General features: G+C 67.6%; 17 protein-coding genes and 1 pseudogene. 12 read left to right on the top strand and 6 right to left on the bottom strand.

From position 1 onward, the window contains the following. From AC5Y5V_RS17455 to AC5Y5V_RS17480, 6 genes are all read right to left on the bottom strand, one after another. Positions 1-1,753 (bottom strand): PE family protein (locus tag AC5Y5V_RS17455; RefSeq protein ID WP_499937730.1); only part of this gene is annotated, 1,753 nt, incomplete at its 3' end. 24 nt (positions 1,754-1,777) lie between these two features. Then, positions 1,778-2,095 carry a PE domain-containing protein gene (locus AC5Y5V_RS17460; protein ID WP_499938065.1) on the bottom strand — a complete coding sequence of 106 codons (318 nt, stop codon included), beginning with the start codon at positions 2,093-2,095 and terminating at the stop codon, positions 1,778-1,780. Between the two features lie 646 nt (positions 2,096-2,741). After that, a complete protein-coding gene (locus tag AC5Y5V_RS17465) occupies positions 2,742-3,449 on the bottom strand; it encodes a hypothetical protein (RefSeq protein ID WP_499937732.1) in 708 nt (235 codons plus the stop codon). 4 nt (positions 3,450-3,453) lie between these two features. Continuing rightward, positions 3,454-4,959, bottom strand: a complete 1,506-nt coding sequence (fadD17, locus tag AC5Y5V_RS17470; RefSeq protein ID WP_499938067.1) for a long-chain-fatty-acid--CoA ligase FadD17 — start codon at positions 4,957-4,959, stop codon at positions 3,454-3,456. A gap of 136 nt (positions 4,960-5,095) precedes the next feature. Further along, positions 5,096-6,202, bottom strand: a complete 1,107-nt coding sequence (locus AC5Y5V_RS17475; protein ID WP_499937734.1) for an acyl-CoA dehydrogenase family protein — start codon at positions 6,200-6,202, stop codon at positions 5,096-5,098. 36 nt (positions 6,203-6,238) lie between these two features. Then, complete coding sequence (locus tag AC5Y5V_RS17480) at positions 6,239-7,420, bottom strand: acyl-CoA dehydrogenase (RefSeq protein ID WP_499937739.1); 1,182 nt, start codon at positions 7,418-7,420, stop codon at positions 6,239-6,241. 206 nt (positions 7,421-7,626) lie between these two features. Between AC5Y5V_RS17480 and AC5Y5V_RS17485 the strand changes: the two genes are divergently transcribed. From AC5Y5V_RS17485 to AC5Y5V_RS17540, 12 genes and pseudogenes are all read left to right on the top strand, one after another. Then, positions 7,627-7,818, top strand: coding sequence for a ferredoxin (locus tag AC5Y5V_RS17485; RefSeq protein WP_293329720.1), 192 nt, complete (start codon positions 7,627-7,629; stop codon positions 7,816-7,818). A gap of 45 nt (positions 7,819-7,863) precedes the next feature. Further along, complete coding sequence (locus AC5Y5V_RS17490; protein ID WP_499937742.1) at positions 7,864-8,778, top strand: 3-oxoacyl-ACP reductase; 915 nt, start codon at positions 7,864-7,866, stop codon at positions 8,776-8,778. Between the two features lie 247 nt (positions 8,779-9,025). Beyond that, positions 9,026-9,790: an MlaE family ABC transporter permease gene (locus AC5Y5V_RS17495; RefSeq protein WP_499937747.1), complete on the top strand. Its 765-nt coding sequence runs from the start codon at positions 9,026-9,028 to the stop codon at positions 9,788-9,790. A gap of 7 nt (positions 9,791-9,797) precedes the next feature. Beyond that, positions 9,798-10,640, top strand: a complete 843-nt coding sequence (locus AC5Y5V_RS17500; protein ID WP_499937752.1) for an MlaE family ABC transporter permease — start codon at positions 9,798-9,800, stop codon at positions 10,638-10,640. A gap of 18 nt (positions 10,641-10,658) precedes the next feature. Beyond that, on the top strand, positions 10,659-11,858 hold the full coding sequence (locus AC5Y5V_RS17505; RefSeq protein ID WP_499937755.1) for an MCE family protein: 1,200 nt from the start codon (positions 10,659-10,661) through the stop codon (positions 11,856-11,858). Continuing rightward, positions 11,858-12,916 (top strand): MCE family protein, encoded by a 1,059-nt coding sequence (locus AC5Y5V_RS17510; RefSeq protein WP_499937757.1) that lies wholly within the window; start codon positions 11,858-11,860, stop codon positions 12,914-12,916. The genes AC5Y5V_RS17505 and AC5Y5V_RS17510 overlap by 1 nt, the downstream gene beginning before the upstream one ends. Then, positions 12,906-13,970 carry a virulence factor Mce family protein gene (locus AC5Y5V_RS17515; protein ID WP_499937759.1) on the top strand — a complete coding sequence of 355 codons (1,065 nt, stop codon included), beginning with the start codon at positions 12,906-12,908 and terminating at the stop codon, positions 13,968-13,970. The genes AC5Y5V_RS17510 and AC5Y5V_RS17515 overlap by 11 nt, the downstream gene beginning before the upstream one ends. Continuing rightward, positions 13,967-15,430, top strand: a complete 1,464-nt coding sequence (locus AC5Y5V_RS17520; RefSeq protein WP_499937761.1) for an MCE family protein — start codon at positions 13,967-13,969, stop codon at positions 15,428-15,430. Before AC5Y5V_RS17515 ends, AC5Y5V_RS17520 begins: the two co-directional genes overlap by 4 nt. After that, positions 15,427-16,580, top strand: a pseudogene (locus AC5Y5V_RS17525) (MCE family protein). The gene AC5Y5V_RS17520 and the pseudogene AC5Y5V_RS17525 overlap by 4 nt, the downstream one beginning before the upstream one ends. 11 nt (positions 16,581-16,591) lie before the next feature. After that, positions 16,592-18,280, top strand: coding sequence for a virulence factor Mce family protein (locus AC5Y5V_RS17530; protein ID WP_499937763.1), 1,689 nt, complete (start codon positions 16,592-16,594; stop codon positions 18,278-18,280). Then, on the top strand, positions 18,280-18,990 hold the full coding sequence (locus AC5Y5V_RS17535; RefSeq protein WP_499937765.1) for an Rv1363c family protein: 711 nt from the start codon (positions 18,280-18,282) through the stop codon (positions 18,988-18,990). The genes AC5Y5V_RS17530 and AC5Y5V_RS17535 overlap by 1 nt, the downstream gene beginning before the upstream one ends. Beyond that, on the top strand, positions 18,990-19,484 hold the full coding sequence (locus AC5Y5V_RS17540; protein WP_499937767.1) for a mammalian cell entry protein: 495 nt from the start codon (positions 18,990-18,992) through the stop codon (positions 19,482-19,484). Before AC5Y5V_RS17535 ends, AC5Y5V_RS17540 begins: the two co-directional genes overlap by 1 nt. Positions 19,485-19,487: the final 3 nt, after the last annotated feature.

Below are 19,487 nucleotides of genomic sequence, written 5' to 3' on the forward strand. Positions count from 1 at the left end.
CGCTGGTGGTGCTATCGGCGCCGTCACCGCCGGTCCCGCCGCCGCCGCCGTGCCCGCCCACACCGCCCGAGCCGCCGCTGCCGTTGGTGCCCCCGGCGCCGGAGTCACCTCCAGCGCCTCCGGCGCCGCCCTGGCCGCCAGCGAATCCGCTAATTCCGTTGCCGCCGTTGCCATCAGAGGTGCTGGTGCCCGCCGCGCCGCCGGTGCCGTCGCTGCCGGTGCCGCCGCGGCCACCCGTGCCGCCGGTCCCGCCGGCGCCGCTGGCACCGTGTTGTCCACCGCGGCCCCCGGTGCCCGCGGCCCCACCCACTCCGGCGGCCCCACCCGTGCCTCCGGTGCCGCCTTGACCGCCGACGCTGCCATTGCCCGTGCCGGACCCGCCCGCCCCGCCACTGCCCCCGGTGCCGCCGGCGCCGCCCAACCCACCCGCACCGTTGACCCCACCCGCGGCGGCGTTGCCCCCGGCCCCGCCCGCGCCGCCGGCCCCGCCGGCGAACCCACTGCCCCCTGAAGCGCCCGAGCCCACGGCGGCGTCGGTCCCGGCCACACCGGCGCCACCGGCACCGCCGGTACCTCCCGTACCGCTGACACCGGCCGCCCCGACACCACCGGCAGCACTCCACCACCCGGCTGCCCCACCGGCCCCGCCGGTACCGGCTTGCCCACCACTACCACCGGTTCCGCCGTTGCCGCCGACACCGCCCAGACCCGCGGTAGCGCCGTCGGCGCCTGCCCCACCGATGCCCCCGGTACCGCCGGCCCCACCAGCACCGCCGACGCCGCCAGCCCCGAACAACTGACCGCCGTGCCCCCCTGCTCCTCCCGCACCGCCCAAGCCGCCTAAGCCCCCGTCGCCGCCCAACGCGCCGCCGGCGTTGCCGATAGCGCCCGCCCCCCCGGCTCCGCCGACACCCCCGGCACCACCCGCGCTGAAAAACCCGCCGGCTCCGCCCACGCCACCATGACCCCCGGCACCGGCCGCGCCTCCAGCATCGGCGTCGGTGCCGACGCCGCCCGCTCCGCCGGTCCCGCCCGCCCCGAACAACCACTCGCCGCGACCGCCGGCCCCGCCGGTCCCGCCGCCGTACCCGCCGGCACCGCCGAAACCGCCGCCGCCCCACACCAGTCCGCCGTTACCGCCGATCCCCCCGCTGCCTCCGCCCACTCCACCCGCGCCGCCGGCTCCGCCGGTCCCCACCAGCCAGCCACCGGAACCACCGGCACCGCCGTTGCCGCCGTTGATCCCGCCAGCGCCCCCGCGGCCGCCGTCGCCGAACAGCCCCGCCGCCCCGCCGGCCCCGCCCGCCTGCCCCGCGGCGCCGCTAGCTCCGTCACCGCCGTTACCGAATAACAACCCACCGTCACCCCCGGCCGCGCCGGCGGTGGTGGCATTGCGACCGTCACCGATCAGCGCACGCCCCCACAGCAATTCCGTCGGGGCATTGATCAACCCGAGCAGGCCCTGTTGGGCGTTGAGCGCTTCAGCGGCCGCATACGCACCGGCACCACCGCTCAAATTCGCCACGAAACGCTGATGAAACGCCTCCACCTGCGTCGCGATTGCCTGGTAGTCACGCGCATAGCTGCCGAACATCTGGGCGATCCGCTCCGAAATCTCGTCCCCCGCGGCCGCCGCAATCTGTGTCGTGGACCCGGCCGCAGCTACATTGGCTTCACCAACGAGCCCGCCAATGCGCTTCAAACCCGCCGCAGTGTCCTGTAGTAACTCCGGTGAAATCAGCACGTACGACATTGCGACTCCTGAGGTCGGGGCACGCTAACGGGGTAGTTCGGCGGCCCGAAGGCGTGCCTTGGTCGGATTGTGTTGTGGGACTGCGGCGATCAGCGCGGGGCCGGTTCCATACCTGAGGGGGGCACGACACACTGGGGAAATGTCAGCCAGGACACCCAACGGTCGGTACCGTCGCGCGCAGGAATTGACCAACTCCGCTTTATGCGTTGACCGCTCATCTGCGCCCGCAGCCAACACGCGACTTGTCTTGGCCGCCTTCGCAGCGCCGAAACTCGTTCGCGCTGATTCATTCCGTGCTGGACCACCGGCGGCAGTAGTCGCTGTGTGCGGTGCAATCGACACGAATGACAACAAGCGAGCCCCTGGCTTGGCTTAATGCAAATGTGACCGAAGCGTTGCCGAAGGTCGCACCCGGGTCAATGCCGCCAGCATCGAAAGAAAGGCAGTCGGGCAAACGCCGCCGATTCGCCTGCATACCTGGGCGCCACGACGCGCCGCAGAACAGTTGCGCAAATATCCCGCATGGCCGACACCCGCTAGCCCTATGAGCGCCGCATTTGTGGCGGCCATCACATTCGATGGCACTCTTATCGCCAATGCTGCTGTCTCTGCGCCCAACCTGGTGGTATGTCACGACGGAGTGGCCGAGTCCCGCGAGAAGATCCGCTCGACACACCCGTATCCAGTTGCTTATTGGGGCATCCATGCAGCCGAGCGCTTGAACGTCAGACCGAGCGACGCCGCGCCTAACACCGAGCCAATCCACCCTCGATGACGCTGTGACCGAACCCGATGTGACCTGATCGCCGTCGCAGCCGATGCGAGCAACTACCGGCCGACGCACTGGCGAAGACGCCTCCACCACTTCCCGCGTGACTTCCCGCGTGGCGGTAGCCCAGCAAACTGATGGCGGTGTCGGGTTACCGCCGTCGATCCGGAGTTGGGGACCGTTGCCACCTCCGTGGCGAACCGGCAGTGATAGTCCTGCTCAATAGCGGGCTAGCCCGGGAAGTCGGCTCAGGATCCAATCCGTGAGCGCATCGGCTACCTCGACGCCCGTCTCGAACGCGTCGGCTTCGGCCGCCAGCGCCACGCCCCATTGACCGGCCTGGGTGGGCAGGATCCCGAACTGGCGGACCAGGTATTCACCGTCGACGCCCGGTCCCCAACCACCTTTGGCCGCCATGCCTTTGGCGGCCAAACCCCAGCGATGGTCGCTGGTGAGCCGCTGCATCAGCTCGATGACGTCGGCCGCGTCGGGGATCGTGGGGAGTTCGGCGGCGAACCGTGCTTGCCGGATCAGGGTCCACCGGGTCTGACCAAACGCGGTGAAACCACGCCGAAGTCGCCGTGATTCCACCACGGTGGCGGGATCGCCGCCCTCGGCGATGATGCGCTGCACACACCGCGCGGCGTCCACCGGATCACCCAGCTGCGCCCACAACTGTTCGGACGCGGGATTGTCGGATTCGGTGATCGCTTTCGACAAAAGGTCCTGGGCGCGCAACCGATTGCTGCGCAGCGCCGCGATCGCCAACGGAACCTTGATCGTGGACCATGCGACACCGGACCACCACCGGCCCAACGCGTAGGTCCTATCCGGACGGGCGATCGCGACGCCAACTTTTGCGGGCACCGATGCGGACAACTGGTCGAAGCTGGTTTCCAGCGCGAGTTCGAGGGGACGGGAATTCATCGGTCTAACGGCGAATCTGCCATACCGGCTCGCCGCAGTCGACACCGTCCGCCGACAGCTGCCGCTTGAGCACCTTGAACGTCGCGGTGCGCGGCAGTTCGGCGCTGACCCGGACGTGCGCCGGCCACTGCTTGGGACCTAGGTCGGGCTGGTCGGCCAGGAACGCCCGGAACTTCTCCGCGTCGAACGCAGTGCCGGGCGCCAACACCAACGCGGCCATTACCTGGTCGCCGACGACGGGATCGGGCACCGCGTAGACCGCAACCTCGGTCACGTCGGGATGCCGCAGCAGCACCCGCTCGATGGGCGCCGTCCCGAGGTTCTCGCCGTCGACTCGCATCCAATCACCCAGCCGCCCAGCGAAATACGCGTACCCGTCGGCGTCGCGATAGGCCAGGTCCCCGCTGTGGTAGATGCCGCCGCGCATCCGCTCGGCCGACGCAGCCTCGTCGTTGTAGTAGCCCTCGAAACCGCCTGCGCCGGTGAGGTTCACCAGCTCGCCGGCGACACCCGGCGGGCAGGACTCGCCGGTGTCCGGGTCGACGATGTCGACGCCCTCGGGAAGCGGGCCCAGCGAGCCCGCCGGGGTGTCGGGGGTACGGGCGATCGCCACCCCGAGTTCCGTCGAACCAAAGCCGTCCTGAACCCGACAGCCGAACCGGCGGGCGAAGCGTTCGATGTCCCGGGGCACTCCCTCGTTGCCGTACACCGCCCGCAGCGGATTGTCCGCGTCGTCGGGTTGTTCGGGCGTGGAGAGCACATACGACAGCGGTTTGCCCACGTAGTTGGCGTAGGTGGCGCCGTAGCGGCGCACGTCCGGCAAGAAGCCAGATGCGGAAAACTTGCGCCGCAACGCCATCGATCCCTGACACGCCACGGCCACCGCCCACCCGACCAGCAGCGCGTTGGAGTGGAACAGCGGCATCGACACGTAACATACGTCGTCGGCGCCGAGCTCGAAGCGCAGGGCCATGCCGGCGCCGGCCGTGGCGACCTTGCCGTGGCTGATATTCACCGCCTTCGGCTGACCGCTGGTGCCGGAGGTGAACATCAGCATGAACAGGTCCGTCGGCGCAGCGGAGCGGAAACGCGGCTCGGTGTCCCGATGGGCGGCCACCTCGACGGCCCACTCGCTCGAATCGACGTTGACATGGTCGATATCGTCCAGTGTCGCCGCGGATTTCGCGTCGGCGAGCACCAGCTGGCAGTCGGCGTGGCTGATGTCGCGGGTCAGCGCCGCGCCCCGGCGCACGGGGTTGAGGCCCACCGGCACGATTCCCGACATCCCGGCCGCCACCAGCACCGCGGAGAAGAACGGAGTGTTCTCCAGCAGCACACCGACGTGCGGCGGTCGCGAAGGGTCCAGCCGTTCGCGCAGGGTGGCGGCCAGTGCCGCGGCATGCTGCAGGTGGTCCCGCCAACTGGTGAACGAGTCCTCGAAATGCACACCGCGGTCGTCGATCTCGGTCAGCGGCACCAGCAGGTCGGTGACCGTCGGGCCAGCGGTCACCGGCTTGCTCGCCGCATCGAGTGTGACGCTGGCTTCACGCTCGGCGTCCATTGTGCGGCTGGCGTCACGCTCGGCGCAGCGGCGGCAGCCGCCGCAGCGGCGGCAGCCGCCGCAGCGGCGGCAGCGGACAACCGGCTCAAGCGGGCGTCTCGGCCAGCTCGCGCCCGATCCGGCGCAGCTGCCCGGTCGCGCCGCCTAGCGCGAACTCAGTCTCCTTGGCGGCTAGGAAATACCGGTGTACGGGGTGATCGGTGTCGACCCCGACGCCGCCGTGCACATGCACGATGCTGTGCGCCACGCGGTGCCCGGCGTCGGCGGCCCAGAACGCGGCCGACGCCACGTCGATCTCGGCGGGGAGGTCCTCGGAGACCTTCCAGGCGGCCTGCGTCAGCGTCAGCCGCAGCCCCTTGACGTCGATGTAGCCGTCGGCCAGTCGCTGCCCCACCGCCTGGAAGCTGCCGATCGGACGGTCGAATTGCTCACGGGTGCGGGCGTATTCGGCCGTCATCTGCAGGCCGCGCTCGAGCACACCGAGCTGGAATGCGGCGCGTCCCAGCGCGGAGATCGTGCGCAGCCAGGTGACGATTTCGCCGCCGCCGACCTTGCGGTTCCCGTCGACCGGGGTCCCTTCCAGCGCCAGATGCCCGACGCTGCCCAGGCCGGTGGTGTCCAGCGCGGTCACCTTGACCCCCGGGTCGTCGGATGCGACCAGGAAAACCGCTGTACCGGAGTCGGTCTCGGCGGGAACCAGGAAGGCGTCCGCGACCGGGCCGTAGCCGACCAGGGTGCGGGTGCCGGTGAGGACGACGCCGGCAACGTCACCCGCGGCGGGGGCCGCCCGGACCGGTCCCTCACCCATCTCGCCGTCGAGGGCCACGGTCAGGATCTTCTCGCCCTTGACCGCCGCGACGCCCCAACTCTGCTGCAATTCCTCGGAGCCGAAGCGGGCCAGCGCGCCCGCGCCCAGCACTACCGACTCCAGGTAGGGCACGGCGGCCAGTTGGTGACCCAGCGCCACCAGGATCGCAACCTGCTCGAGCACTCCGAAGCCGTCGCCGCCCAGCGCGGAGGGTGCCGCGCTGGTCAGGATGTCGCTGTCGACGAGCTTGCCCCACAGCTGACGGTCGAAACGCTGCTCCAGCTTGTCCAGCTCCCGCTGGTGGGCCGGTGTGCACACCGAGTCGACGATGGTGTCAACCAGACCGCCGAGGTCATTGGCGGCTTCGGTTGTCGTGAAATCCATTGATTCCCGTCCTTTTTGGAATTCCTGGCAGAAAATTCAGCGGTTCGCCCGGGGCAGACCCAGGGCGACCATGCCGATGATGTCGCGCTGCACCTCGTTGGTGCCGCCGCCGAAGGTCAGGATCAGGCACGCCCGGTGCATCCGCTCGACGCGGCCCCGCAGCAGCGCGCCGGGGGAGTCCTGTCGCAGGGTCGCGGCGGTGCCGAGCACCTCCATCAGCAGGCGGTAGGCCTCGGTGGCCAGCTCGGTCCCGTAGACCTTGGCCGCGGACGCATCCGCCGGGTTCAGGTCCTCGCTCGACGCGGAGGCCAGCTCCCAGTTGATCAGCTTGAGCACCTCGGCCTTGGCGTGCACCCGGGCCAGGTTGAGCTGCACCCATTCGGCGTCGATGAGCCGGGCGCCGCTGGAGTCCTTGGTGTTCTGCGCCCATTCCCGAACCTCGCGCAGGGCCAGGAAGATCGGCTGCGGCGACACCAGCGCGACCCGCTCGTGGTTGAGCTGGTTGGTCACCAGCTTCCAGCCACCGTTTTCCTCACCGATCAGGTTGGTCACCGGCACGCGGACGTCCGAGTAATAGGTGGCGCTGGTATCCACGCCGGCCATCGTGTGCACCGGGGTCCAGGAGAAGCCCTCGGCCGTGGTCGGCACCGCCAGCATCGAGATTCCGCGATGCTTCTTGGCCTCGGGGTTGGTGCGTACCGCCAGCCACACCCAGTCCGCGTACGCGATCAGGCTGGTCCACATCTTCTGCCCGTTGATCACGTAGTCGTCGCCGTCGCGCACCGCGGTGGTGCGCAGGTTCGCCAGATCGGTGCCGGCGCCGGGCTCGGAGTAACCGATGGAAAAGTGCAGTTCGCCGGCCGCGATCTTGGGCAAGAAGAACTTCTTCTGCTCGTCGGTGCCGAACGCCATGATCGTCGGCGCCACGCTGTTGATCGTCAAGAACGGCACCGGCACTCCGGCGATCGCCGCCTCGTCGGTGAAGATGAGCGAGTCCATGGGGGTGCGGTCCTGACCGCCGTACTCCTTGGGCCAGTTCAGGGTGAGCCACCCGTCCTTGCCCATCTGCGCCACGGTGTCGCGGTAGGCGGTGCCGGTCCCGACCTCGCCCTGTGTCGAGTGCAGCGCCTCGCGCCGTTCCGGGGTCATCAACTCGGTGAAGTACGACCGCAGCTCGCGCCGCAGCTCCTCCTGCTCAGGCGTGTAACTGATGCGCATTCCAGCCGTCCTTCGGTTGAGCTGTGGTGTCCGATTAGCTAGCCATTCGATCGGGCGCCGCGACGTGACCAACGGCTACCCATTCGCCTTCCCGGTTGTAACACGTTCTAGTCTGGGAATCCAGCGACCGTTTCGTCAGACGTAGCGGGGCCTTATGGTGTACCGGTACCTGATCGGACTGGCAGGCCAGGGGCAAGGAGGGCGTCGTGCGAGTGATTGTTGACCGTGACCGGTGTGAAGGTAACGCGGTGTGCCTGGGAATCGCGCCGGATATCTTCGACCTGGACGACGAAGATTATGCCGTCATCAAGACCGATCCGATTCCCGCGGACCAGGAAGATCTCGCCGAGCAGGCCATCGCCGAATGCCCGCGCGCCGCGCTGCTGCGCGAAGACTGACCGTGCACCAACCGAAACTAGAGGTATTCGTAATTGACTAGCAGCATGAACGCGACCGATCTGTCCGGAAAGGTCGCGGTGGTCACCGGTGCGGCCGCGGGGTTGGGCCGCGCCGAGGCGCTGGGCCTGGCCAGGCTCGGCGCCACGGTCGTCGTCAACGACCTGGCCGCCGCGCTGGACGCGTCCGACGTCGTCGACGAGATCGCGGCCCTGGGTGTCAAGGCAGTCGCCGTCACCGGTGACATCAGCGAGCGCGCCACCGCCGACGAACTCGTCTCCTGCGCCGACGGGCTCGGCGGACTGGACATCGTGGTCAACAACGCCGGGATCACCCGAGACCGGATGCTGTTCAACATGTCCGACGAGGAGTGGGACCTCGTCATCGCCGTGCACCTGCGCGGGCACTTTCTGCTCACCCGCAACGCCGCGACGTACTGGCGCAACAAGGCGAAGGAAGCCGAAGACGGCCTCATATATGGCCGGCTGATCAACACCTCGTCCGAGGCGGGGCTGATGGGTCCGGTGGGGCAGGCCAACTACGGCGCCGCCAAGGCGGGCATTACGTCGCTCACCCTCACGGCTTCGCGGGGTCTGGGCCGATACGGGGTGCGCGCCAACGCAATCTGCCCGCGGGCACGCACCGCGATGACGGCCGACGTGTTCGGGCCGGGGCCCGACGCTTCTCAAGTTGAAGCGGGCGAGATCGATCCGCTGTCGCCGGAGCACGTGGTGACCCTGGTCCAGTTCCTGGCCTCGCCGGCCTCCGCGGACGTCAACGGTCAGGTATTCGTCGTCTACGGTCCACGCGTCACGCTGATGGCGGCTCCTAGCGTGGAGCGTCAGTTCAGCGCCGACGGCGCCGCGTGGGATTCCGCGCAGCTCAGTGCGACGCTGCAAGACTACTTTGCTGGGCGCGATCCGGCCCGAACCTTTTCCGCGACCGGCCTCATGGACGACTGACGCCGTGCGAGTGGTTCACCGCCCGTCTTCGTTAGCTAGAACCTGTGTCAGATTGACAGCTCCGCGATGGCCCTGACCTGGCGAAATTACAGTGTGTCAACCGCGAATAACGTTACGTGCCATTCATTGACACGGCGAGATCGTTCTGGGTTACTATGAGCCGGCTCACACAGAGCACTGGGCAAACCCTGGCCGGGCCCGGAGGACACCGAGACTTCGCCGCGAGCAGCAGACGGGGGGGACCAAGTTGATGCAAAAACTCGCTGTCCCGGCCCGGGCAGTCGGCGGGTTTTTCGAAATGACGATCGAGACCTTCCGGGCCGCGTTCCGCCGGCCATTCCAATTCCGTGAGTTCCTGGATCAGACGTGGATGGTCGCCCGCGTGTCGCTGGTCCCGACGTTGCTGGTGTCCATCCCGTTCACGGTCCTGGTCGCGTTCACCCTCAACATCCTGCTGCGCGAGATCGGCGCCGCCGACCTGTCCGGCGCCGGAACGGCATTCGGCACCATCACGCAGCTGGGTCCGATCGTGACGGTGCTCGTGGTCGCCGGCGCCGGTGCCACCGCGATCTGCGCGGACCTGGGTGCGCGCACCATCCGCGAGGAGATCGACGCGATGCGGGTGCTGGGCATCGACCCGATCCAACGTCTCGTCGTGCCCAGGGTTTTGGCGTCCACGCTGGTGGCCCTGCTACTCAACGGCCTGGTGTGTCTGATCGGCCTGTCCGGCGGCTACGTGTTCTCGGTCTTCCTGCAGGGCGTCAACCCCGGCGCGTTCATCAACGGCCTGACGGTGCTCACCGGGCTCAAGGAGCTGATTCTGGCCGAGGTCAAGGCGCTGCTGTTCGGCGTCATGGCCGGGTTGGTCGGGTGTTACCGCGGACTGACCGTCAAGGGCGGGCCCAAGGGCGTCGGCAACGCGGTCAACGAGACCGTCGTCTACGCGTTCATCTGTCTGTTCGTCATCAACGTCGTGATGACGGCCATCGGCGTGCGGTTGTCGGCGAAATGAGCGCCCGATGAGCTACGACCTCACCTACCGGGTGCGCAACTTCTTCAACCGGCTACAGGCCCCGGTCGACGGCTTCGGCGAACAGGCGCTGTTCTACGGCCAGACCATGCGCTACATCCCGAACGCGCTCACCCGGTACCGCAAGGAGACGATCCGGCTGATCGCCGAGATGACGCTGGGCGCCGGGGCGCTGGTGATGATCGGCGGCACCGTCGGCGTCGCGGCCTTCCTGACGCTGGCGTCCGGCGGCGTCATCGCCGTGCAGGGTTATTCGTCGCTGGGCAACATCGGCATCGAGGCGCTGACGGGGTTCCTGTCGGCGTTCCTGAACGTTCGCGTCGTCGCACCGGTGATCGCCGGCATCGCGTTGGCGGCCACCATCGGCGCGGGCGCCACCGCACAGTTGGGCGCCATGCGGGTGTCCGAGGAGATCGACGCCGTGGAATGCATGGCGGTGCACTCGGTCTCGTACCTGGTGTCCACCCGGCTGATAGCCGGCCTCATCGCGATCATCCCGCTGTATTCACTGTCGGTGCTGGCCGCGTTCTTCGCCGCCCGCTTCACGACCGTGTTCATCAACGGCCAGTCCGAGGGGTTGTACGACCACTATTTCAATACCTTCCTCATACCGTCGGACCTGCTGTGGTCGTTCCTGCAGGCCATCGTGATGTCGATCGCGGTGATGCTCGTACACACCTACTACGGCTACAACGCCAGCGGCGGCTCGGTGGGCGTGGGTATCGCGGTGGGCCAGGCGGTGCGGACGTCGCTGATCGTCGTCGTCGTCATTACCTTGTGCATCTCTCTTGCCGTTTACGGCGCGTCCGGTAATTTCAACCTCTCTGGTTAAGGAGACCTCGAAACAAGCATGGCAAGTTCAGGATCGCGACGGACCTCGGTCCGGCTGGCAGCGGCAGTGCTGGCCAGCCTGATCGTCGCTGCCGCCGTCCTGACTTACCTCTCGTACACGGCGGCGTTCACCCCGACCGAAACCGTCAAGGTTGACGCGAGTCGCGCCGGCCTGGTGATGGAAAAGGGCGCCAAAGTCAAGTACCGCGGCATCCAGGTCGGCAGCGTCGACGACATCAGTTACAGCGGCGACCAGGCGCAGCTGAAGCTGGCCATCTACAGCGACCAGCTGCATTTCATCCCGTCGAACGCGCCGGTCCGGATCGGCGGCAACACCATCTTCGGGTCCAAGTCGGTGGAATTCCTGGTGCCAAAGAACGCGCAGGGGTCGCTGCAGCCCGGCACGGTGAAGCAGACCTCGGACGTACAGCTGGAAGTCAACACCCTGTTCCAGTCGCTCATCGACCTGCTGCACAAGATCGATCCGGTCGAACTGAACGGGACGCTGAGCGCGCTGTCGGAGGGTTTGCGTGGTCACGGTGACGACACCGGGGCGCTGCTGACCGGGCTGAATACCCTTACCCAGCAAGTGAACCCGAAGTTGCCCGCCCTCAAGGAAGACTTCCGCAAGGCCGGGATCGTCACGAACGTCTACGGTGATTCCGCCCCGGACCTGAACACCGTGTTCCGAAACCTACCGACCATCAACAAGACCGTCGTAGACCAGCAGAACAACCTCAACACCACGCTGCTGGCGACCATCGGCCTGGCCAACAACGGGTACGACACCTTGGCCCCGGCGGAACAGAACTTCATCGACGCCATCAACCGGCTGCGTGCCCCGCTGAAGGTCGCCGCCGACTATTCGCCCGAATTCGGCTGCTTCTTCGCGGGCGTCGACCGCGGCATCAAGGAGTTCGCGCCGCTGCTGGGTGGCCGCAAGGCGGGCTTGTTCACGTCGTCGAGCTTCGTCCTCGGCGCGCCGTCGTACACCTACCCGGAGAGCCTGCCGATCGTCAACGCGTCCGGCGGGCCGAACTGTCGCGGGCTGCCCGACATCCCGACCAAGCAGACCGGCGGGTCGTTCTTCCGCTCGCCGTTCCTGGTCACCGACAACGCCAACATCCCCTACGAGCCGTTCACCGAGCTGCAGTTCGACGCGCCCTCTACGCTGCAGTTCCTGTTCCACGGCAGCTTCGCAGAACGGGACGACTTCTGATGGCGGAGGCGGGGGGCGGCATGCCTTCACACCGGTCGATGGTGATCAAGGTCAGCATCTTCGCGGTGGTGATGCTCCTGGTCAGTGCAGGCCTGGTGATCGTCTTCGGCGACTTCCGGTTCGGGCCGGAGGCCACCTATCACGCCACCTTCATCGACGCCTCGCGGTTGAAGGCCGGTCAAAAGGTCCGCATCGCCGGTGTGCCGGTGGGCGCGGTCAAGGAGATCAAGCTCAACCCGGACAACACCATCGACGTCAAGTTCGGCGTCGACAAGCACTACCAGCTGTACTCGTCGACGCGCGCCCTGATCCGGTATGAAAACCTGGTGGGCGACCGGTACATGGAGATCACCGCCGGTCCGGGGGAGCTGAAAAAGCTGGCACCGGGCGGCACGATCAACGCCCAACACACCCAGCCCGCACTGGATCTCGACGCGTTGCTGGGCGGGCTGAAGCCGGTGCTCAAGGGTCTGGACGCGGACAAGCTGAACACCATCACCGGCGCCGTCATCGAGTTGCTGCAGGGCCAGGGTGGGGCATTGTCGAACGTGCTCGCCGACACCAGCTCATTTTCGCGGGCGCTCAGTGACCGCGACCAGCTCATCGGCGACGCGATCACCAATCTCAACACGGTGTTGGGGACCATCGACGCCAAGAGCGCGCAGTTCTCGACGAGCGTCGACCAGTTGCAGCAGCTGATCAGCGGGCTGGCCAAGAATAAGGATGTGATCGCCGGCGCCATTCCGCCGTTGGCCTCGACGACGACGGATCTGACCCAGTTGCTGCGGAATTCGCGCCGGCCCCTGCAGGGCGTCATCGAAAACGCCCGGCCGCTGGCCACCGAACTGGACAACCGTAAGGCCGAAGTGGCCGACGACATCGAGCAACTCGGCGAGGACTATCTGCGCCTGGCGGCCCTGGGTGCCTATGGGTCCTTCTTCAACATCTACTTCTGCACCGTGACGATCAAGATCAACGGACCGGCCGGTGGCGACATCCTCATACCGTTCGGCGGCCAGGTGGATCCGAGCAAGGGGAGGTGCGCTTTTGCCAAATAGCCCCAAGCGTGAGCGCGACCCGCTACGCACCGGCATCTTCGGCCTGGTGTTGGTGGTGTGCGTGGTGTTGATCGCATTCGGCTACGCCGGCCTGCCGTTCTGGCCGCAGGGCAAGACCTATACCGCCTACTTCAGCGACGCCGCCGGCATCGTCCCCGGCAACAACGTGTACGTCTCTGGCTTCAAGGTCGGCAAAGTGTCGGAAGTGGCGCTGGCCGGAGACAGCGCCAGAATCAGCTTCACCGTCGACCGCCACGTGAACGTCGGTGACCAGTCGCTGGCCGCGATCCGGACCGACACGATCCTGGGCGAGCGCTCGATCTCGGTGAGCCCGGGCGGCAACGGCAAGGCGACCACGATTCCGCTGAGCCGAACCACGACGCCCTACACGCTGGCCTACGCGCTCGAGGACCTCGGCCAGAACGCGGACAAGCTGGACAAGCCGAAATTCGAGCAGGCACTCAACGTCCTGACCGCGACGCTGCACGACGCGAACCCGCAGCTGCGCGGCGCGCTGGACGGGGTGACGTCGTTGTCGCGCACCCTGAACCGCCGTGACGAGGCCCTGCAGGGCCTGCTGGCGCACGCTAAGTCGGTGACGTCGGTGCTGGCCGACCGGGCCAAGCAGGTCGACAAGTTGGTCAACGACGGCAACCAGTTGTTCGCCGCCCTCGACGAGCGGCGGGCGGCGATCGGGCAGCTGATCTCGGGGATCAGCGGGCTGTCGACCCAGCTCTCCGGGTTCGTCGCCGACAACCGCCGGGAGTTCGGTCCGTCGCTGGGCAAGCTCAACCAGGTGCTGGACACCCTCAACGAGCGCCGTGACTACATCACCGAAGCGCTCAAGCGGCTGCCCACCTACGCCACCGAACTGGGCGAGGTCGTCGGCTCCGGGCCGGGCTTCAACGTGAACGTCTACGGCGTGATCCCCGCGCCGCTGTTGGCGACGATGTTCGACTTCGTCTACCAGCCGGGCAAGCTGCCGTCCAGCCTCGCCGACTACCTGCGCGGGCTGATCCAAGAGCGCTGGATCATCAGGCCGAAGTCGCCATGATCAACCGGATAACCCGCAGCCGGCCGCTGCTCATCGGCATCGTGATCGCACTGGTCGCGGTGCTGGCGGGCGGCATCTACCTGCTGACGTCGAGCGGCAACAACCGCACCGTCGTCGGCTACTTCTCTTCCGCCGTAGGCCTTTATCCCGGAGATCAGGTGCGGGTACTCGGGGTCCCGGTCGGCGAGATCAAGTCGATCAAGCCGGAGCCCTCCCGCGTCGTGGTCACCATGGAGGTGTCCAACGACGTCAAGATCCCGCGGGGCGTCAAGGCGCTGATCATCTCGCCAAACCTGGTGTCGTCGCGGTTCATCCAGCTCACCCCGGCGTACACCGGCGGCCCGGTGCAGACCGACCCCATCTCCAACACCGGGGTCCCGGTGGAATGGGACGAGGTCAAGGCGGCGCTGACGCAGCTGTCGGTCCAATTGGGGCCGGTGACCACGTCGAACGGTAAGACGCCCGGCCCGCTGGGCGAGGCGATCAACCAGGCCGCGAACACGCTGGACGGCAAGGGCCAATCGTTCCACAACGCCCTGAGCGAGCTGGCCCAAGCCGCCGGCAGGCTTGGCGATTCGCGCAGTGACATCTTCAGCACGGTCAAAAACCTGCAAATCCTGGTCGACGCGCTGTCGTCGAGCAACGAGCAGATCGTGCAGTTCGCCGGCAACGTCGCGTCGGTGACGCAGGTGCTCGCGGACAGCTCGGCTCATCTTGACAACACGCTGGGCACGCTCAACCAGGCGCTCACGGACATCCGCGGGTTCCTGGGCCAGAACAACGCGACGCTGATCGATACGGTCAACAAGCTCAGCGACCTGACCACGACATTGAGCAACCAGAGCGACAACATCGAGCAGGTGCTGCACGTCGCGGGGCCCGGCATCGCGAACTTCTACAACATCTACGACCCCGCCCAGGGCACGCTGAACGGTCTAATCTCGATCCCCGAGTTCGCCAACCCGGTCCAGTTCATCTGCGGTGGCTCCTTCGAAACCGCCGCCGGCTCAAGGGCGCCCGAGTATTTCCGGCGCGCGGAGATCTGCCGCGAGCGGCTGGGACCGGTGCTGCGCCGACTCGCCGTGAACTACCCGCCGATCATGTTCCACCCGTTGAACACGATCACCGCGTACAAGGGCCAGATCATCTACGACACCCCGGCCACCCAGGCCAAGGCGCAGACGCCGATCCCGCAGCTCACCTGGGTGCCTGCGCCCGGCGTGCATCCCGTGCAGAACCCGGCGGACCTGCAGAACCTGCTCGTGCCTCCACCCCCCGGGGCGGCTCCGGCCCCCGGCGCCGCGCCGGGTCCCGCGCCGGGTCCCGTTCCGCTGCCCGCCCCCTCCGCGCCGGGCTATGGTCCCGCGCCCGGCCCGGTGGCCAACCCGGGCCCGGCCGCCGGTCTGCTTCCGGCGCCCGCGCCCGGCCCGCTGCCCGCCGAGCGGGGAGCCGGCGGATGAACCGATTCCTGTTGCGGGGCAGCGTCTTAGCCGCGGGCACCGTGGTGCTGGCGGGTTGTCAGTTCGGCGGGCTGAACTCCCTGCCGATGCCGGGCACCAAGGGGCATGGCATCGGTTCGTACCAGATCACCGTCGAGATGGCGGATGTGGCGACGCTGCCGCAGAACTCGCCGGTGATGGTCGACGACGTCACCGTCGGCAGCGTCGCCGGCATCACAGCCGAGCAGCGGACGGACGGAAGCTTCTATGCCGCAGTGAAGTTGGCGCTGGACAAGAGCGTGAACCTGCCGGCCAACGTCACCGCGAAGGTCTCCCAGACGTCGCTGCTGGGCTCGATGCACGTCGAACTGCTCCGCCCCGAGGGCAAGCCGGCGACCGGCAAGCTGGGTAACGGTTCGCGGATCGTGGAGAGCAGCAAGGGCCGGGCCCCGACCACCGAGGAAGTCTTCTCGGCCCTCGGTGTGGTGGTGAACAAGGGCAATGTCGGTGCGCTGGAAGACATCACCGACGAGACCTATCAGGCCGTCGCCGGCCGCGTCGGTCAGTTCCACGACCTGATTCCCAGGCTTGCGGAGCTGACGTCGGGACTCAACGGCCAGGTCAACGAGATCATCGGCGCGATCGAGGGGCTCAACCGGTTCTCCGACAGCCTCGCCCGCGACAAGGACAACCTGGGTCGGGCCCTGGACACGCTGCCCGAGGCGGTCAAGGTGCTCAACAAACAGCGCGACCACATCGTCGAGGCGTTCGGCGCGCTCAACAGGCTGGCCAAGGTCACGTCGCACGTGCTCGCCAAGACCAAGGTCGCTTCGCCGAGGACATGAAGGCGGCGTACTCGGTCATCAAGGCCCTCGCCGACAACCGGAAGAACTTCGTCACCTCGCTGAAGATCCTGCTGACGTTCCCGTTCCCCAACTTCGGTATCAAACAGGCGGTGCGCGGCGATTACCTCAACGTGTTCACCACGTTCGACCTGACCCTGCGGCGACTCGGCGAGACGTTCTTCACCACGTCGTATGCGCTCGACCCGAACATGATGCACATGTCCGAAATCCTGAACCCGCCTGATTTCTTGGTCGGCGAATTGGCGAACCTGTCCGGGCAGGCCGCCGATCCGTTCAAGATTCCGCCTGGCACGGCAGCACCGTAGGGGGTGGGACGATGATAGACAGACTCACCAAGATCCAGCTCGCGATCTTTGCGCTGGTCACGGTCGTCACGCTGACCATCATGATCATCTTCTACCTGCGCTTGCCCGCGACGTTGGGTCTCGGTACCTACGGCATCAGCGCCAACTTCGAAGCGGGCGGCGGCCTGTACAAGAACGCGAACGTCACCTACCGCGGTGTCGCCGTCGGCCGGGTGGAATCGGTGGGGCTGAACTCCAACGGCGTGACCGCCAGCATGCGACTCAACAGCGGCACCGAGATCCCGTCGAACGTGACCGCGACCGTGAAGAGCGTGTCGGCCATCGGCGAGCAGTACATCGACCTGGTGCCGCCCAAGGACAAGCCGGCGTCGTCGGTGAAGCTGCGCAACGGAGACCGGATCGAGCGGCAGAACACCCAGATCGGCAAGGAAGTCGCCGAACTGCTCAGCCGGGCCGAGGCGCTGGTCAACAGCCTTGGTGACACCAAGCTGCGGGAGCTGCTGCACGAGGCGTTCGTGGCAACCAACGGCACCGGTCCCGAGCTGGCCCGGCTCCTCGAATCCGCCCGTCTGCTGGTGGACGAGGCCAACGCCAACTACCCGAAGGTTTCCCAGCTGATCGACCAGGCGGACCCGTTCCTGCAGGCCCAGATCCGGGCCAAGGGCGACATCCGGTCGCTGGCCGACGGCCTCGCGCGCTTCACCTCCGAGCTGCGCCAGGCGGACCCGCAGTTGCGCGAGACGCTGGCCACCGCCCCGAGCGCGATCGACCAGGCCAACGCCGCGTTCTCGGGCATCCGGCCGTCCTTCCCGGCGCTGGCGGCCAACCTGGCCAACCTGGGCCGAGTGGGCGTGGTCTATCACAAGTCGATCGAGCAGCTGCTGGTGGTGTTGCCGGCGCTGTTCGCGGCGATCACCACCGCCGCGGGTGGCGCCCCGCAGGACGAGGGCGCCAAGCTGGACTTCAAGCTCGACCTCAACGACCCGCCCCCGTGCGCCGTCGGCTTCGTGCCCCCGCCGTTGATGCGGACGCCGGCCGACGAGACGGTGCGCGAGCTTCCGCGGGACATGTACTGCAAGGCCGCGCAGAACGACCCGACCACCGTCCGCGGCGCCCGCAACTATCCATGCCAGGAGTTCCCCGGCAAGCGGGCGCCGACGGTGCAGCTGTGCCGCGACCCGAAGGGCTACGTGCCGACGGGACGCAACCCCTGGCGCGGTCCGCCGGTCCCGTACAACACGCCGATGACCAACGGACTGAACGTGTTGCCGCCCAACAAGTTTCCGTATATCCCGCCGGGCGCGGACCCCGATCCGGGCGTCCCGATGGTCGGGCCGCCGCCACCCGGTGTGGTGCCCGGTCCGGGCCCGGCGCCGCACCAGCCGGCGTACGACCCGCCGCCGCCCAACGACAGCGGGCCGCCGCCGGGCAATCCCTCGTGGATGCCGCCGGGGATCCCGCCGGTGCCGCCGCAGATTCCGTACCCGAAGTACCTCCCGCCGCCGGGACCGCCGGAGGGTATCGGTCCTCCGGGGCCCGCGCCGCAGGCCAGCGGCGGCCCCGCGTACACGACCTACGACCCGCGAACCGGTGCGTTCGCGGATCCCGCCGGGGGGACTGGTATTTTCGCCTCCGGTGCCAGCGGCGCGTCCAGCGCCGAGAACTGGTTGGACCTGATGCGTGACCCAAGGCCTCTCTAGTGGTGGATGTAGACACTTCCTCGGTAACGGAGTCGACGACGCAACGCGTACGTCGGCGCGCGTCCCGCGCGGCGGGCCCGGCGAAGGGTGAGTCCAGCGCCGACACCGTCGTCGGCGGCGCCAAGGCCGAGAACGCGGCCAAGCCGAAGGCGGCCAAGAAGCCGACGGCCGTGAAGCCTCCGCCGCGGCGGCAATCGCACTGGGTGCTGGTCGCAGCCGTCTCGCTGGCCGCCGTGCTGCTGGCGGTGGCCGCGCTATCGCTCGGCGTGGCCTGGTTGATCCATGACCAGAAGCACGCCGAGCGCGATCAGGCGCGCGAGCAGCGCTTCGTCGACACCGCCACGCAGATGGTGGTCAATATGTTCAGCTACAAACAGGACAACATCGACGACAGCGTGAACCGGTTCTACAACGCGACCAGCGGACCGCTGCGCGGGATGCTCAGCGCGAACAACAACGTCGAAAACCTCAAGGGGCTGTTCCGCTCCACCAACGCGACGTCAGAAGCCGTCATCAACGGCGCCGCCCTCGAGGCCATCGACGGGGTGACCGACAACGCGTCGGTCCTCGTGTCGGTCCGCGTCACGGTCGCCGACGCGGACGGAGTCAACAAGCCGTCGCAGCCCTACCGGTTGCGGGTCATCGTGCATGAGGACGAGGCTGGTCGGATGACCGGATACGACCTGAAGTATCCCGACGGGGGCAATTGATGCGGCGGTTGCCGCGATTGTTGATCGCGATCGCCGGCTCGTTGCTGGTAGCGGCCTTTATCGGATTGTCCGCGGCGGGCGGCTCGCTCTACTGGCACCGCGTGGAGGCGCGAGGCGCCGCCGACGCCCGGGCGGTGCTGCCGCAGCTGGCCGCCAGGGCGATCCCGCAGGTCTTCGCCTACGACTACCAGACCGTCGAGCGCAGCATCATCGCCGCCTACCCGTTGCTGACGCCCGACTATCGCCAGGAGTTCCAGAAGAGCGTCAACGCGCAGATCATTCCCGAGGCCAAGAAACGCGAAGTCGTCGTCCAGGCCAACGTGGTGGGCGTGGGAGTCATCTTCGCGAAACGCGAATCGGCGTCGGTGATGGTCTACATGAACCGCACCGTGACCGACAAATCACGCCAGCCGCTCTACGACGGCAGCCGACTGCGGGTGGACTTCAAGAAGGTCGACGGCAAATGGCTGATCGCCTTCATTACGCCGATCTGAGCG

Source organism: Mycobacterium sp. NGS68 (genome assembly GCF_059812195.1).